Annotated in this window: 6 protein-coding genes and 1 pseudogene; 4 read left to right on the top strand and 3 right to left on the bottom strand. The window is 60.6% G+C overall.

From position 1 onward, the window contains the following. Window positions 1–49: 49 nt before the first annotated feature. Window positions 50–1,126, top strand: coding sequence for an autotransporter outer membrane beta-barrel domain-containing protein (locus OIU19_RS02530; RefSeq protein WP_264233119.1), 1,077 nt, complete (start codon window positions 50–52; stop codon window positions 1,124–1,126). A 180-nt stretch (window positions 1,127–1,306) separates the two neighbouring features. Here the strand turns inward: OIU19_RS02530 and glgB are convergent, their stop codons facing one another. From glgB to OIU19_RS02515, 3 genes are all read right to left on the bottom strand, one after another. Further along, complete coding sequence (gene glgB / locus OIU19_RS02525; protein WP_264233118.1) at window positions 1,307–3,517, bottom strand: 1,4-alpha-glucan branching protein GlgB; 2,211 nt, start codon at window positions 3,515–3,517, stop codon at window positions 1,307–1,309. Then, the gene (treS, locus tag OIU19_RS02520; protein ID WP_264233117.1) at window positions 3,518–6,829 is read right to left on the bottom strand and encodes a maltose alpha-D-glucosyltransferase; all 3,312 of its coding nucleotides are present in this window, start codon (window positions 6,827–6,829) and stop codon (window positions 3,518–3,520) included. Window positions 6,830–6,992: 163 nt separating this feature from the next. After that, a complete protein-coding gene (locus OIU19_RS02515) occupies window positions 6,993–9,011 on the bottom strand; it encodes an alpha-1,4-glucan--maltose-1-phosphate maltosyltransferase (protein ID WP_264233116.1) in 2,019 nt (672 codons plus the stop codon). 138 nt (window positions 9,012–9,149) lie between these two features. On the opposite strand from OIU19_RS02515, the gene OIU19_RS02510 reads away from it, so the two are divergent. From OIU19_RS02510 to OIU19_RS02500, 3 genes and pseudogenes are all read left to right on the top strand, one after another. Next, window positions 9,150–9,317, top strand: coding sequence for a hypothetical protein (locus tag OIU19_RS02510; protein WP_264233115.1), 168 nt, complete (start codon window positions 9,150–9,152; stop codon window positions 9,315–9,317). 485 nt (window positions 9,318–9,802) lie between these two features. Then, window positions 9,803–14,785 carry a neuraminidase-like domain-containing protein gene (locus tag OIU19_RS02505; protein WP_264233114.1) on the top strand — a complete coding sequence of 1,661 codons (4,983 nt, stop codon included), beginning with the start codon at window positions 9,803–9,805 and terminating at the stop codon, window positions 14,783–14,785. Between the two features lie 4 nt (window positions 14,786–14,789). Continuing rightward, a pseudogene (locus OIU19_RS02500) lies at window positions 14,790–17,832 on the top strand (hypothetical protein); the annotation flags it as partial.

Below are 17,832 nucleotides of genomic sequence, written 5' to 3'. Positions count from 1 at the left end.
AACAGGCCAGGTCCTTGGGCTGTACCTTAAAAACAAGAGGAGAACCGCCATGAAAAGAACTGCGCGCCCCCTGCGCCTCGATCATGTTCTGTGCGCGGTTTCCACGTCGCTGCTCCTGGCAACCCCGGTGGAAACTTTCGCGTTCGATCTGCAAGAGGATGAGCCTTACGCCAACCTTCTGCAGCAGCCGGCGATGCCCCAGCTGTCGCTGGATCCGGTCAGCGCCAGCGGCTTGAGCCTCAATACCCTCAGCGCCTTTTCCGAGCGCATGAGCCAGCGCCATGGGCAGGCGGCACCGGACTTGGTCGCCAGCCAATGGTCGCAGTTCTTCCCCGGCCTGCCCCACATCGGCGCGCAACCCCCCAATCAACTCGAAGCGCCCAGCCAGCAACTGATGATTGGCCCGGACCTGTTCGTGCGCGAATCGACCTCGGGCAACGTCCACCGAGCCGGGGTATTTGTCGGCCATAACAACCTGCAAAGCAGCTTCAACGGCATGCGCCAGTTGCTCGGCGACAAGCAGCGTAACGCCGTCAACCTCAGCGGCGAGAGCCTGGGTGTGTACTGGAGCATGAGCCATGCCCAGGGCTGGCACCTGGATGCGGTAGCGATGGGCACCCGCATCGATGTCAGTGGCCGTGGCGAAAGCGGCCAGCGCCTGGATGACAGCGGCCACGCGATGACCTTCTCGTTGGAAGGCGGTTACCCGATTGGCCTGGGTGGCGGCTGGGTGATCGAGCCGCAGGCGCAGTTGATCAACCAGCAGTTCTTCCCCGGCAGCCAGGTTCAGGAAGCGACCTTGCAGGCGTTCGATAGCCAGCCCAGCTGGAGCGGCCGGGTCGGTGCCAAATTGTCTGGGCGCTATGTAGTGAGCGGAATGCCGATCGAGCCCTATGTGCGGACCAACGTCTGGTACGACTTCAGCAACGCCGATGGGGTGCAGCTGGACCAAGTCGACAAGATCTCCAGCTCACGCTATTCGACCACGGTGGAATTGGGCTTGGGCCTGGTGGCGCGGATGACGCCGAATGTGGCGTTGTTCGTCAGTGCCGATTACAGCAGCGATATGGATGGCAATGACCTCAATGGCTTGATTGGCAGTCTTGGGGTGAAGATGCGCTGGTAGCCGCCACACCACCCTGTGGGAGTGGGTGGTTGTGGGTGTCGTTACCAAGCGGCGCAGGCTCAAAGCCGACGACCATGTGCTACACCGCCTCGTGGGAGCGGGCTTGCCCCGCGATAGCGCCAGATCAGCCCCCCCAATTGAGGCTGCTGATGCTATCGCGGGGCAAGCCCGCTCCCACGGTTAGGCTGGCTTCATGACCAGGACGCCAAGCGGCGGCAGGTTCAGGGCCAACGACAATGGCTGGCCGTGGCTGGGCATGGCCTCACTGGCCACCGCCCCGAGGTTGCCCACGTTGGATCCGGCATACATCTGCGCATCACTGTTGAGCAACTCTTCCCAGCGCTCGCCAAACGGCACGCCAATCCGATAGCCCTCGCGCGGCACCGGGGTGAAGTTGGCCACCACCAGCAGCGGCTCGCCGGTGCTGCTCCAGCGCAACCAGGCGAACACGCTGTTGTGCGCATCGTCGCCAATCAACCACTGGAAGCCCTGGGGCTGGCAGTCTTGTTCATGCAGCGCCGGCAACTGGCGATACAGCCGGTTCAGGTCGCTGACCAACTGCTGCACGCCTTTGTGCTCGGAGTACTGCAGCAAGTACCAATCGAGCTGATGATCATGGTTCCACTCGCGCCACTGGCCAAACTCGCAGCCCATGAACAGCAACTTCTTGCCGGGGTGAGTCCACATGAAGGTCAGGTAGGCGCGTAGGTTGGCGAACTTCTGCCAGCGATCGCCGGGCATCTTGTCGATCAGCGAATGCTTGCCGTGCACCACTTCATCATGGGAGATGGGCAGGATGAAATGCTCGGAATAGGCGTAGATCAGGCCGAAGCTCATCTCGTTGTGATGATGGGCGCGGTGCACCGGATCGTTCTGGATGTAATGCAGGGTGTCGTGCATCCAGCCCATGTTCCACTTGTAGGCAAAGCCCAGGCCGCCCTGCTGGGTCGGTTGGCTGACCCCAGGCCAGGCGGTCGACTCTTCAGCGATGATCAGCGCGCCGGGGGCTTCGTGGCTGACGATGCCATTGAGGTGGCGCAGGAAATCGATGGCTTCGAGGTTTTCCCGCCCGCCATGGCGATTGGGCACCCACTCGCCGGCCTTGCGTGAATAGTCGCGGTAGAGCATCGAGGCCACTGCATCGACGCGCAAACCATCGATGTGGAAGTGCTTGAGCCAGTGCAGCGCCGAGGCCAGCATGAAGCCGCGCACCTCATTGCGACCCAGGTTGTAGATCAGCGTGTTCCAGTCCTGGTGGAAGCCTTCCAGGGGGTTGTCGTATTCGTACAGCGCGGTGCCGTCGAATCGCGCCAGGCCATGTTCATCGGTAGGGAAATGCGCCGGCACCCAATCGAGGATCACGCCGATCCCCCCCTGGTGGCAGGCATCGATGAAAGCGGCGAAGTCTTCGGCGCTGCCATAGCGCGAGGTTGGCGCAAACAGCGACAGCGGCTGATAGCCCCAGGAGCCACCAAACGGATGCTCCATGATCGGCAGCATTTCGATATGGGTGAAGCCCAGCTCCTGCACGTAGGGCACCAGGCGCTCGGCCAGCTCACGCCAGTTGTAGAAGCGCGCCACTTCACCGCCATCGTCCAGCTCGCAGCGCCAGGAGCCGACGTGCAGCTCGTAGATCGACAGCGGCGCGTTGTAGGCATGACGTTGGGCGCGCTGCTCCATCCACTGCTGATCGCGCCACTCATGGGCAAGCGGCCCTGCCACTTTCGAGGCGGTGCTCGGCGGCAGTTCGGTGGCCCGCGCCAGCGGGTCGGCCTTGAGTGGCAGCACACCCTCGCGGCCGAGTACTTCGTACTTGTAGGCCTCGCCCACGCCCAGGCGCGGCACGAACAGCTCCCACACCCCGGCGTTGTGGCGCAGGCGCATGGGGTGGCGGCGGCCGTCCCAGTTGTTGAAATCGCCGACCACCGAGACCCGCTTGGCATTCGGCGCCCATACCGAGAACAGCACGCCGTCGATGCCGTCGACCTGGGTCGGCTGCGCGCCAAAGCGCCCGGACAGGTCGCGGTGGTTGCCCTCGGCGAACAGGTACATGTCCATCTCGCCCAATTGCGGGCCAAAGCTGTAGGGGTCTTCGGTGACTTGCTCGCCACCGGCCCAAGCCACCTGCAGCTGATAAGGCTGGGCCTGATCGAGATGGGCCGTGAACAAGCCCGGCAGGCTGCCCTGGTGCATGTCGGCCAGCACGCGGCCGTCGTCACGCGCCAGCACCTTGGCATTCAAGGCATTGGGCAAAAAGGCGCGTACGAACACGCCGCCCGCACCGTCCGGGTGCGGGCCGAGCACGGCAAATGGATCGGCGTGCTCGGCGCGGGCCAGGGCGTCGATGTCCCGTTGCCGAAGTCCGCCGTTTTCACGCGTGGTTGCGTTCATTCATGACTCTCCCCAAGTGCTGATCAGTCCATGCAGGCCATGCAAAGGCACGGCCAGCCACGTCGGCCGATTCTCGGCTTCATAGGTAATCTCGTAGGCAGCTTTTTCCAGGCAGAACAGTTCCAATGCGGCGCGCTCGCCCTCGGCCTGTTCCCAGGCGTGGGGCATGGCGGCGGTGGCCAGGCCGTAGGCTTGAACGAAGGCATGGCGCGACTGGTGCAGGTACTGCCTTGCGACCCGCTGACGAGCCTGGCGAGCGGCGTCGGAGAGGTCTACCGCCGAGGCGCTGCGCAGGATCATCGCAGCAGCATAGTCGAAGGATCGCAACACGCCGCTGACATCTTTGTACGGGCTGTGTTTGGCCCGCCGCTCGTCTAGCGGGCGCGCCGGTTCGCCTTCGAAGTCGATCAGGTAGGCATCGCCCTGCACCACCAGTACCTGGCCCAGGTGCAAGTCGCCATGCACCCGCATCAACAAGCCCCCTTGGGCCTGCTGGGCGAGGTTGTCGATGTGCTTGGCCAGGCCATCGCGTTGCTGCTGCAAATCGTCGACCAAGGCCTGGCTGTCGCGATCGAGGCTGTCGCGGTGCTGCACCAGCAGGTCCAGCGCATGGCTGAGTTCGGCGCTGATCTGCTGGCTCCAGCGCACGCTGTCCTCGCTGGTACTGGCGCGGGGTTTGAACGCTGCATCGTCAGTAGCGGCGGCGAGCAGCAGGTGCATTTCACCCAGGCGCTGGCCGAGCAAGGTGGCAAAGCCGTTCAGCTCAGCCAAGGCGTTGGTGTGCGCTTCGGCTTCGACGCTATCGGGCTCCATCTCATCGCGGATCGCCCGCTCCAGGGTGTTCTGGGTCCAGGCCCAGGCATCGCCCTGGTTGCTCAGGTAGCCCTGGGCGATCATCAGCAGGTTCGGCTGATCGTGCGCGTCGACCCGGCTGACCCAGGCCAGCAGCGGCGAGATATTGGCAAAGCCGCCAGCGGTCAGGTAGGCGCTCATCTCCAGCTCCGGGTGAATGCCGGGGTTGACCCGCCGGATCAGCTTGAGCACCACCCGATCAGCGATCACCACCGAACTGTTGGACTGCTCGGCGCTCAGATAGCGCACTTCGCTGTCCTCGTTGAGCTCAAGCGGCGCCAGCAAGTCGGTGCTCTCAAAACGCAGCTCGCCAGCACTGCTGGGCAGCCGGGTGCCGTCCTGGCAGTTGCGCAGCACCGCACGAATGAACGGCTCCAGCACGAACGCATCGGTGATCAACCCGACCTGGCGGCCACGGCGCACCCGCGACAATGCCAGTTGCTGCGGCAGCGCGGTGTTGATCTGCTCCTCGGGGAGGAAGCCGAACGGCAGCTGATAGTAATTGGCCACGCCATCGCTAATCACTTCCAGCTCGCTGAGCAGCACCGGCGTGGTCGCCGTGGCCAGGCGCACGCCGTAACTCAGGCGTACTTGATCGAGCGGCCCTTCCTTGCCGGCGAACCAGCGCCGCTTGGGCAGGTACTGCGGCAGGATCGCGCCTTGCAGGGTGTCGATCGAAGGCGCTTCGAGCAGCTCTTCCATGCGTTTGCGCAGCACCAGCGTGGTCAGCTCCGGCAGGCCCTCGGTGGGCTCGACGTGCCAGCTGGGCATGCGATCGCGGCTGGCCAGCAAGAACCAGTAGAAGCCATACGGCGCCAGGGTCAGCAGGAACGGCAGTTGGCCAATCGGCGGGAAAGCGCTGCCGCCGAGCATCTCCACCGGCACCTTGTCGGCGTACTGCGACAGCTCAAGCTCTGCGGCCTGGGCTGCGCGGGAAACGTTGGCGACACACAGGATGATTTCGCTGTTGCCATTGGCGTCGGTGTACTCGCGAATATAGGCGAGGATGCGCCGGTTGCTCGGCGTGAGCATCTTCAACGTACCACGGCCAAAGGCCTTCTGCTGGTTGCGCACCGCCAGCAGGCGGCGGTTCCAGTTGAGCAGCGAATGCGGGTCGTGCGACTGGGCTTCGACGTTGACCGTCTGGTAACCGTACAGCGGGTCCATGATCGGCGGCAGCACCAGGCGCTGCGGGTCGGCGCGGGAGAAGCCACCGTTGCGATCAGGTGACCACTGCATCGGCGTGCGCACACCATCGCGATCGCCCAGATAGATGTTGTCGCCCATGCCCAGCTCATCGCCGTAGTACAAGGTTGGCGTGCCAGGCATCGACAGCAGCAGGCTGGTCAGCAGCTCGATGCGCCGCCGGTCGCGCTGCAGCAGCGGCGCCAGGCGCCGGCGGATGCCGAGGTTGATCCGCGCGCGGCGGTCTTCGGCGTAGTAGTTCCACAGGTAGTCGCGCTCGCGGTCGGTGACCATCTCCAGGGTCAGCTCATCGTGGTTGCGCAAAAAGATCGCCCACTGGCAGTTGGCGGGGATCTCCGGGGTCTGGCGCAGGATGTCGGTGATCGGGAAGCGGTCTTCCATGGCCAGCGCCATGTACATGCGCGGCATCAGCGGGAAGTGAAAGGCCATGTGGCACTCGTCGCCATCGCCCTCGCCAAAATACGGCCGGGTGTCTTCAGGCCACTGGTTGGCCTCGGCCAGCAGCATGCGGTCGGGGTAGTTGGCGTCGATCTCGGCGCGAATGGCCTTGAGCACCCCATGGGTCTCGGGCAGGTTTTCGTTATTGGTGCCGTCGCGCTCGATCAGGTACGGAATGGCGTCCAGGCGCAGGCCGTCGACGCCGATGTCGAGCCAATAGCGCATGACATCGATCACCGCCTTCATTACCTGCGGGTTGTCGAAGTTCAGATCCGGCTGGTGCGAATAGAAGCGGTGCCAGAAGTACTGGCCGGCGACCGGGTCCCAGGTCCAGTTGGATTTCTCGGTGTCGAGGAAGATGATCCGCGTGCCGTCGTATTTCTGGTCGTCGTCCGACCACACGTAGAAATCCCGCGCCTTGCTGCCGCGCTTGGCGTGGCGAGCCTTTTGGAACCAGGGGTGCTGGTCGGAGGTGTGGTTGATCACCAGCTCCGTGATCACTCGCAGTCCACGCTTGTGCGCCTCGGCGATGAAGCGCTTGGCGTCGGCCATGCTGCCGTAGTCGGGGTGCACGGCTTTGTACTCGGCGATGTCATAGCCATCGTCGCGCCGTGGCGAGGGGTAGAACGGCAACAGCCAGAGGGTGTTGACACCCAGTTCGGCGATGTAGTCGAGCTTGCTGATCAAACCTGCGAAATCACCGATGCCGTCGTTGTTGGAATCGAAGAACGACTTGATGTGCAGTTGATAGATCACCGCGTCCTTGTACCAGAGCGGATCGTCGATGAAGGCTGCTGGGCGGGAACGCTTGGCCATGTGCGACTCCTTGCTGTCCTAGATTATTTCGTGAGATGGGGTTGGCTGGATTGGGGCTGCTTCGCACCCCATCGCAGGCAAGCCAGCGCCTACAGGTTCGCGCGGTGCTTGTAGGCGATGGCTTGCCTGCGATGGGCTGCAAAGCAGCCCCACAACCTCAAGGTCACTCGGCTTTCTCGATCCGCCAGATACCAAACGGCTGATAACCAGGATCAATCCGCATCCACTGGGTCTTGCCATGCCAGGTCCAGCGATGCCCATTCATCAAATCTTCCCCCAGGGTGTCGGCATCGTCGTCCAACCCCAGCTCCCACAGCGGCAACTCGAAGCTCGCCTCCTGCACGTTGTGCGGATCGAGGCTGATGGCCACCAGAATGAAGTTGTCCCGCTCCGGCGTGCGTTTGGCGAAATACAGGATGTTGTCGTTCCAACAGTTGAAGAACGCCACCCCCAGATGGGTCTGCAAGGCCCGGTTCTGCCGGCGAATGCGATTGAGCTGGGCGATCTCGGCGACGATGTTGCCGGGGGCGGTGAAATCACGCGGGCGGATTTCGTACTTCTCCGAATCGAGGTACTCCTCCTTGCCCGGAATCGCCGCGGCTTCGCACAGCTCAAAGCCTGAATACATGCCCCACAGGCCCGAACCCATGGTCGCCAGCGCTGCGCGAATGAGAAACCCGGCACGCCCGGAGCTCTGCAGGAAGAATGGGTTGATATCCGGGGTATTGACGAAGAAGTTCGGCCGGTAGCACTGGCTCCACGGCGGCTGGTTGAGCTCCTCGAAATACTCGCGCAACTCCTGCTTGGTATTGCGCCAGGTGAAATAGGTGTAGCTCTGCGCGTAGCCGACCTTGCCCAGCCGCGCCATCATCGCAGGCTTGGTAAAGGCCTCGGCGAGGAAGATCACCTCCGGGTGCTGGCTGCGCACATTGGCGATCAGCCATTGCCAGAACGGCAGCGGTTTGGTGTGCGGGTTGTCGACGCGGAAGGTCTTCACGCCCTCCTCGACCCAGCCGACCACCACGTCACGCAGCGCCAGCCACAGCGAGGGCACCGCCTCGGCGGCATAGAAGTCGACGTTGACGATGTCCTGGTACTTTTTCGGTGGATTCTCTGCATAGCGGATGCTGCCATCGGGACGCCAGCTGAACCAGCCGGGGTGCTCGATCAGCCAGGGGTGGTCTTGCGAGCACTGGATGGCGAAGTCAAGGGCGATCTCCAGGCCATGCTCAGCGGCAGCCGCCACCAGCCGGCGGAAGTCCTCGCGGGTGCCCAGCTCAGGGTGAATGGCATCGTGGCCGCCCTCGGGGCTACCAATGGCGTAAGGGCTGCCGGGATCGCTGGGTTCGGCTTGCAGGGCATTATTGCGGCCCTTGCGGTGCTTCTTGCCAATTGGATGGATGGGCGGGAAATACAACACGTCAAAGCCCATGTCGCGGATCATCGGCAGGCGCTGGTGGACATCATTGAAGGTGCCATGGCGCTCAGGGTCATCAGTGATCGAACGCGGGAACAGCTCGTACCAACTGGCGAACTGCGCTGCCGGTCGATCGACATCGAGGGGAAACTCGGCGCTGCGGGTCAGGTAGCTGCGGTGTTCGGCCTCGATCATCAGCCGCGCGGTCTCGGCGTCCAGCAGCAGGGCGACCTGCTCGTCCGCCGGCAGCTCAGACAAGCGCGATTGCAGCGCCACGATCGCTTCGCGTAGCAGCCCCTCGCTGCGCTCTGCGCCCTTGCCCAGCAATAACCTGCCCTCCTCCAGCTCTAGTTTGACCTCGACCCCGGCGTGGTACTTCTTTTCAAGGTCATGGCAATAGGTGGCGAACGGATCGATCCAGGCCTCGATACTGAACAGGTGCAAGCCAAGCTGGACAGGCGTGAACTCGGCCAGCCACAGGTCGTTACCCGCCGCCTGCATCGGCACGCCGTGCCAGTGTCGACTGTTGGCCTCGCGCCAGTGCAGCACCACCATCAACTGGTCGTGGCCGTCGCTGTAGACCTTGCTGCTGACTTGCACCGGCTGGCCGCTGATGGCCTTGGCGGCGAAGGTGCCACCGTCGAGCACCGGGCTTGTGTTTTCGATCACCAAACGTGGCGCCAGCAGCGCCTGCGACAGGCTGATGGCCTGTTCGGGGTGGTCGTTGGCCATGGGTACGCTTTCGAAGGGCTCGCTGCGAGACATCGGACTGTGCTCCCTGTTGGCGATGGCGGTAAGGGTTCAGAGCCGTCGGACGCGGGAGGGGTTCAAAAAAATTGAGCGAATGGCGCAGGCCCGGATCAAAGCCTCTACACCCTCTGAACACCTCAGCGAGGACAGGCGATGAACATTCCCATTCCACCGGAAACTCCCGATCCGAACATCGACGACCCCAGCTTGCCGCCGCCGGTGCCCGAACAGGAGCCGGACGAGCTGCCGATCAAGCCGACCGTGCCGCCAACCGTGGGTGACCCGCCGAGCCAGGAGCCGCCGGTGAAAGCCAAAGGATAGACCAACGGCCTGATAATTCTGCCAGTAGCGGCAATCGCGCCAGGTTCCGATGATGGGTTCTCTCGAACAACAACAGGAGAACCCAGCATGGATGAGTTGCTCACCCGCGCGGAACGAGAACAAGCGTCCCCCCCCGCACCACGATCGATACCTTGGTCACTGCCTTGAGCGCCGCCGTGAGTAAACCGCCTGGTACCTCACACCGCTAGCCCAATCCTCGCCCCGCCAGACAGCCCCACTCCCACAGGCTCACCACAACCGCAAAACCAGCGCAGGCCCCTGTGGGAGTGGGCTTGCCCGCGAAAAAGCCAACGCTTACCCGTAAGCCCTGCTCCTCAAGCAGTAAAACCTAGCTCACAGCACCTAGTAATTCTGCCAGGTGCGCCAGTTCCCTCCCAGGCGTAGCGTCTGCTCATCCCCTCATGCACACAGCAGGGACTGTGCCTGCCCCCCCTGCCCCTATTCGTTTGCAAAGGATTCAGGCGATGAACGAACTCACCTCACCAGCCGCTGGCACCCTCCCCGCCGAAAAAAATGATGCCGCCACCTACATGCGTCTGTTCCCGGACGAGCAGACCCGCTGCGCACCCGGGGCGCTGATGGCCAACAATAGCCGGCTGGCCTATCTGGTGCATCTCAAGGAGTTGATCCAGGCATTCGAGGTGCGGGCGAAGATCAGCGCGCCGATCACCCTGCTCAAGCGGCGCCCCGACCTGCTGGCGTTGACGCTCGACGACAAGAACAGCCGCAAAATCCTGCCCAAGGTTCGCCTGGCCCTCGGCCTGCTAGAGAGCCGTGCCAAAGAGGCCTTGACGGCCAAGCAAACGCTGCAGGCGATGGTAGCCAAGGGGCTGTATAACGCCAACGTGCCCTACCACGCTGCCTGGGAATCGATCAAGGCCACGCTGGCAGCCAAACACATGCCGCTCTGGGATGTGTTGAGCAGCGCCCATGCAACCTACCCCAGCTTCACCTTCGACAACCTCACGCAGGCTGCCCAGCGCTCCGCCACCACCCTGAGCAACGGCTTCGCCCCCCAACTGCAGGCAGTGCTGCTGAGCAAAAATGGCCAGGACAGCCTCGCACTGACGTCCGTCGATACCACACGGAAAATGGCCAAGGCTCTGGGGCTTACGCGTCGCGAGCTGCGCCAGCTGTTGGCCGTCAACGCTGTCGGTGAGGGTAAAACCGCAGTGAACCGCAGCGCCCATGTCAGCTCGGCAGCCGTGGCATCGAGCGCGGTGCATGGCGCGGCATTCATCAACAATGGCGCGACGCCACTATCGCTCACCGAATCGCAGCCAGCGCAGCCGTCGACGAAGAAGACCGTGGTCATCACCGGCCTCACGGACGCGCACCTGGACCGCATGCAACGCATCCTGCGCGTGCAGCGTGCCCTGGGCCTGAACGCCGCGGAGTGCGATGGCCTGGTCATGGCTGCGCTGCGTGCCGAGGGCCAGCAGACCGCCTACCACCTGACCGAAAACACCCTGCGCGCCCTGGGTATGTTCCGTCATCTACAACACAAATACCGGGTCACCCCTTGGCAATATGCCGCATTCCTCGATGCGATCTCGCCCTACGCCACTGACCGCCAGGTGTCGTTCTACGACCAGTTGTTTGCTCCAGCCAACGGTGACGATGCCAATCCCGCAGCCCCCGTATTGTGCCTCGACGACAGCGAGTTCGATCCCCTGGCCACCAGTGCTAGCGACGGGCTGACCGTAAAACAGCTCTGCCTGGCACTGAACGTGGACAACGCCTTTTTGCGCGTCATCCTCCGCTGGGTCACCAGCGCCCAAGGGCTGGCCAAGCCAACGCGGTCATTGGCGGTGGTTTCGGCCTGCTACCGGATCGTTGCCCTGGCACGCCTGTTCGGCACCTCGACCCAGCAAGGGCTGTGCCTGCTCGAGCTATTGATGGAGGAGCAACCCGTCTACCATCAGCAACTGGCCGGCAAACCGAGCCTGCTGGGGGAAGCCGGTAAGGCAGACATCGTCGACGTGATCGCCGGCGTGGCCCATGCCATGGAGTGGGTACAGCAGCAGGGGCTGGATACCCAGCGATTAGCCAGGGTCCTGAGTCGACAAGCCCCGTACACTTCGAGGGCATGGGAAACTGCATTCAAACCCGGCCTTGCTCAGAGCCCCGACGCCTTGCACCTGGCACTGCGCACTGCGCTTGGCCTTGACGCCGACAATCTGGTGGAACCCCTGCTGCGTTGGGCCAAGGTCGACGCCAAGGCGCTTGCTGACAGGATCGAAGCCATTGCCCAGCAAAGTGCCCAAGGCGCCACACCACTCAGCTGCTTCACGGCCAGCGACTATCTTCAGTGGTCCACGCTGCAGCGCCTGAGCGAGGTGGTGAAGCTGTTCAAGCTCAGCGCCGCCCTGCTCCAGCAAGTCTCGCTGAACCCTGGCTGGTTCAACCTGGAGGGCAAGAAGAAGAACACCTGGCGCCCCCTCGACCTCACCACCGTCTATCAACTCAGTCGCTACAAGGCGCTGCTGGCCAGCCTGGCACAGGGCTATGGCGAGCCCCATGTCTTGCACTACCTGGCCGAGTTCGACACGCAGACCAACGGCCCACTTGAAGGCTCCCGGGTCGACCAGGCCTGGAGCGAACTCGAACGGCTGCTCGACCAACCCAGCGGCGCGCTCAGCGCCCTGGCAGGCATCGCGCCGCCCTCGACGTTGAGTGAACTCGATCGGCTACTGCGCCTGCTGGAACAGGCGAACAAGCACCGCCTGGCGGTAGACACCCTGCTCGAACTGGGCACACTTCCCAAGGCCAAGGAGTACGCGCCCTTCGAGCAAGCAGCCGTCGCCCTGCGCAAAGGCTGCTCCAACAAACAGCGCAAAGCGCTCGACGCACAACTGAGCCTGGCCTGGCGCGACGCGCTGATGCAATGGATGATCGTCAACTGGGTGCCCAAGGAAGCCGCGCGTGGCTGGATCAGCAGCCCGCAGACCCTGGCCGACTACCTGCTGATCGACCTTCAGGTGTCCCATGAACCACTAACCACCCGTACGCTCTCGGCCACCGCCAGCCTGCAGCGCTACCTGCATCAGATTCACTCGAACCTGGAAAACGGCTACCGCAACACCGAGATCAGCGAAGAGGAGCGTGACGAGTGGGAAACCTTCAGCAGCAGCTACGAACGCTGGAAGCTGCGCAAGGACGCGCATAACGAGCCGCAAAACTTCATCGACCCCACCCGTCGCCAGCGCAAGACCACCGCGTTCAAGGATCTGGAAACTGCACTCGCCCAAGGCAAATGCACGGCGGATGACGTGCAGATAGCGATGCTGGGTTACCTCAGCAGCTTTGAGACAGTCAGCAATATCCAGCCGATTTCGGTGTATGCCGACGGTACTTCACCGTTGACCGATACCTACCATTTCATCGGCAAGACCAACGTGGAGCCTACCGAGTATTACTGGCGCACGCTGGATATGAAACAACTCGACAAGCAGCGCGCGCCCAGCATGCTGGCGTGGAGCGAGTGGGAAAAGATCACCTTGACGGTCAGCGGGCAGATGGCGGTGACACCACTGCCCAAAACGCTGGTTTACGTAAAAGGACAGGGAAAGGCTGATGAAGAAGACGCGAAAGAGAAACAGTTTTTTATCGATAACGCCGCAGAGCAAAAACTGCTTGAGAACGACTCGCGTGAGCATATCGATCTGGTCCGTCCGGTCGTTATCGCAGGGCGTCGCTATGCCGTTTGGGTGGAACGCGACGCCACCGCGATCATGGGCGAAGACAGTAAACCTAGCCCCTACTACGCGCTACGGGTTTATTTCAGCTACCAGCAGACCGACGGTATGTGGACCCCTGCCAATGAATTGATATGCCTGGATGGGAAAGATGGCAATGGAACATTCACCTTAATCGCCGGCGATGACACGCAGGCCGAAGACACACCGAAACCCAATGAGACACCGAAACCCAATGATTACCTGAAAACTAAAGATTTCAAACCTGGCCTGATGGTAATGGTGAATATTGAAGGTGATCGCCTGGATGACCCATGGCTAACCGTTTTATTGTTCGACGCCTCCCCAAACGCTAAAGAAAATGCCGCCTCTTTCATTGTAATGAAGGACCTATTGTTACTGGAAAACAGGTCACTCGACATAGGCAACGACGAAAAAACCATTCAAAAGAATTTGGCGACTAATTGGTTGACACTGTTCCATGACCCACGGACGGTTCAGCATCCGTACACAGGCCCATTAATTGATCTGAAACCGAAGACAGATACCAAGAAGCAGCACACGTGGAGTAGAACTGCACCAGAGAGCAAGTTGGCGAATAAATACAATATTGCACCTATAGGGGAAATAGATTTTTCAGCGCAATTTCCCCCCAACCAGAAGCGCATCGAAATGACGGCAAAGATGCAGAATACCTGGCTACCTATTATACTCCACACCTCAGAGCCATTTACACTTAACGATAAGACCCATGGCAATATCGCAACTCTTTTACTCCAACTCGCCAAAATAGAGGGAAACACAAAACAGCGCGAATGCATCATAAAAGCAACCCGCCTATCAAGAAAAACTGACCCAGTTAAAAAAATAGCAATCCTCCTCGGAGAAATTTTAGACGAGTTCTACATGCATTTCTATGAACTACTCACCATTAACCTTGGAGAACATCTTGGGCAACAAGAATTTAGAGCCATCCTCTCTATAGAGGACGCTCAAAGCATTACAAAGAAAAGCCATATACACTGGTCCATCAATGAAGTCGAGATGACAGAGGGTTTGGACTACAAAGACGTCACGTATGCCCACCTCACATTTAACACAGGAAATGAAACGCAACTAACGCAAATATCATCCAGACTAACCATCACGCCCCTCAATGCATCCCATCCAACCTGGACCTTACCCAACAAAGACTCACAACAACTCGATACTCCAGTTCTGAGCCAACTAAAAACGCTCGCCAGCGCAAACCTGCCCCTCTTCAACGCGTTAAAAAAAGCGCTATTGAAAACCCGCTACACCACGCTATCTGAATACAACTCACAGCTCGGGATAACCGAGGGCACCAATGACCAAAGCCGCCTGGCCTACGGCGAAGCGATCGCCATGGCTCGAAAATCAATTCACAGCAAGGCGGCCGACGCCATCACCGCCTTTATCGACAAAGAAGCCGAAGAAATCAAGCAGGCAGACAGTACTTTGCCAGATGACCTATTAAAAGCTGCTGTTCGGCTACGCCACTTCCACCCTGAAAGCTGCCTCAGAATACTGCTCTACCTCGACCCCACGCACATCATGGTCTTCGAGGACGAGCTGCTGAAAAATGACCTGTCCCAGATGCTCTGCCAATACCCGATCAACCGGGACATCACTGAGTACACGGTCAAGCTTGAAGTCTTCGATGAAGAGATAGACGAAGAGCCGCTCGCCTGTCGAAGAGGTCTACGCCCTGGTCAGCAAAGAAGATGATGCTGTGCCTAGCGTGTTCATCCGGCGTAACGACCAGCAGGCACTTTACCTCGACCTGACTGAGGCTAATGCGAAAGCGGATGAAAAGGACAAACTTAAAGTCGACAGCTTGCGCCTCAACACCTTGTTCGGCAAACAGCTGGTAGCCTTGGCCACCCAGTCGGTTGAACAGGCCCTGTCGTGGAAAGCCCAGCATCTACCTGAGCCGCCTCTGGAACCCGGCAGCTCGGGTACCACCGTCGACTTCCGTAGTGCCAACGGTCTGTACTTCTGGGAACTGTTCTTCCACGTTCCGTTCCTGCTTGCCTGGCTGCAACGCCAGAACCGCGAATACAGCCAGGCCTGGCGCTGCTGTACCCGCTACCTGTTCGACCCGTACCGTACCTGGGTGCCCGAGGGCGATCGCCCACCGAAGTACTGGCTCACCCAAGCACTGCTCGACGACGTCGGCTATGCTGTCGCCGCCCAATCGAACGACCCCGACCTGCTGGCCTACGCCGAGCCTGAACGCTACCAGAAGGCTCTGCACCTGTTCGTGGTGGGCAACTGGCAACGCCAGGGTGACGACCAGTACCGCCTGCTCACCCTCGATTCACTGGTCGAGGCGGCGCTGTGCTACGACAAGGCCCTGCGCCTGATCGGTGTGCTGCCGGAAAACCTGTCGAGCGCCCCCGCCCAGCCACCGTCGCTGGACGATGCCCGTTCAAGCGCCTTTACACCGCCGCTCAACAACAAATTGGTCGAGCTACGCAATCTGCTGCGCAATCGCCTGTTCAACCTGCGCCACGGCCTGACCCTGGATGGCAAGCCCGCCTCGATCATGCTCGACCCCGACGTCATCGATCAGCTCGCCTTGGGCCATGGCAACGCAGACCAGGACCAAAGCAGCAAGGCGAGGATAGCCCGGGTGGTGCCGCCTCGCCGTTATGAGGAAGTGCGCAAATGCGCCGGGGAGGCGGTACAGCAACTGATTGGCATGGGGCAGACCCTGCTGGGCTACTACCAGACCGAAGCGACCCAGCAGCTTGAGCTGCTCAGCAAGCACAACCTGATTAAGTTGCTGGACTTCCCTTACCAACTTCAAGAACAGGCGCTGGAGTTGGCCAAGCGCGAGCGTGAGACTGTGGTGACAAGCCGAGCAATGGTTCAACACCGCCTGCGCCACTACCGACAATTGATGGATGACAGTGTCGTAGAAGGGCTCGAAGAGTCGATCATAAGTTTAGCGGGAGCATCATGGTTAACACGCATGGTGTCATTACCGTCTTATGCAATCGCCTCTGGGGCGGCTGCGATCCCGACGATTTTTGGCATGTCCAATGGAGGCTACCATCCAAACGAGACCTTTGAGTCACTGGCCAATCTGCTCGAAGCAACCGCTGAAACACTCGAGACCATCAGTAATACCGTGGATAAAAACTTAGCGTTCCAACTGCGTCGTAAAGAGTGGCAGTACGAAGTTGATCAGGCCACCCACGAACTCACGATGTTCGACAATCAACTGCGCGAACGGGAGGTGCATATCAAAGCCGCCCGCATCGCCCTGCAAGAAACCAATGCCACCCGCCAGGCCCACCAGGCCGAGTACGAGGTGATGACCTCGGTATTCCCCAGCCGCACCACCTACCTCTGGCTGATCGAGCGCCTGTCGCAGATCTACAACAGCGCTTACGATGCCACGCTCTCGTTGTGCCTGATGGCCGAGGCTTGCCTGCAGTATGAACTTGGTGATTTCAAGACCACTTGGATCAAACCTGGCGCTTGGCTAGACAACTGGCGGGGCATGCTCGCCGGCGAGGCACTGATGCGCGACCTGATGCTGATGGACGTGGCTGCCGTGCGCGATTGTCATCGGCCGCTGATTGTCCACGCGAATGTCTCACTGAGAAAGATAAAGGGCTGGAGCCAGGCTCAACTCAAAGAAAACATTGAGAAGGGCACAATTTATTTCGAACTAGCCCCTCATCATTTTGACGCTCACTTCCCCGGGCACTATCTGCGACGCATTGAAGATTTTGATGTTGAATTCACCAAGTTCAACAGAATGGCCATCGGCCTACACACCGTGTCGGCGATGCTACGACAGACCTCGAGCACAGTCTTGCTGGAGCCAAACGTCGAAGCATTGGCGCTTCTCTACGCCGGTAAGCGGGAGGGACATGACGCCATAAAAACCAATTTGCGTGTCGACCAGTACATGGCCATTTCAGTAGCCTCCCGACCTGCACTGCACTATGACCTGCTGCCAACGTTTACCGACAAATCACGTTATAACGTCTTTGAAGGCACAGGATTGATTGCAAGTTATACACTCACCTTCCCGACTGACGCTGCCTGTAACCCTGGGTTATACAACGAACATGGAAAATTCGTATTGGAGGATATTACCTTAAAACTTATTATCTCCGCCGTCCAAGGTGATGTTGCTTTCTGTGACGCCGTCAAGCAAGAACTAAACGAATTCAACAAAACGGAAGTGGAGCGCAAAACCGACAGGAGTTTGGACAAGGCTCGAAAAGCCGAGCAAAAAGCCAACGCGTCGAGCGCACAGGCAAAAATCGACGCCAGCGCCGACGTGCTCAAAGCCCCAGAAGCCGCCGCCGAGCTGAGCAAAGCCACTGCGGCAGTCACCGAAGCCCAGACCGCAGCCAAAAAAGCCAAGGCCGCCAGGGAAAAAGCCGAACAGGCTACAACGTTGGAGGATATGGATGACGCTGTGGCCGAGGCTGAGCGTGCGGCTCAGGAGGCTAAAGACGCAGCGGATAAAGCGGCAGCTGCCCGCAAGGCTGCCGAAAAGTTGGCCAAGGCCCGAAAAGCCGAGCAAGACGCCAAAGCGTCGAGCGCACAGGCACAAAGCGACGCCAGCGCCGACGTGTTCAAAGCCCCCGAAGCCGCCGCCGAGTTGAGCAAAGCCACTGCGGCACTCACCGAAGCCCAGACCGCAGCCAAAAAAGCCAAGGCCGCCAGGGAAAAAGCCGAACAGGCTACAACGTTGGAGGATATGGATGACGCTGTGGCCGAGGCTGAGCGTGCGGCTCAGGAGGCTC

Source organism: Pseudomonas sp. BT-42-2 (assembly GCF_025847435.2).
GTDB lineage: Bacteria > Pseudomonadota > Gammaproteobacteria > Pseudomonadales > Pseudomonadaceae > Aquipseudomonas > Aquipseudomonas urmiensis.
The sequence above is the reverse complement of the archived record's forward strand: the minus strand, read 5'-3'. Positions and strand labels throughout refer to the sequence as shown.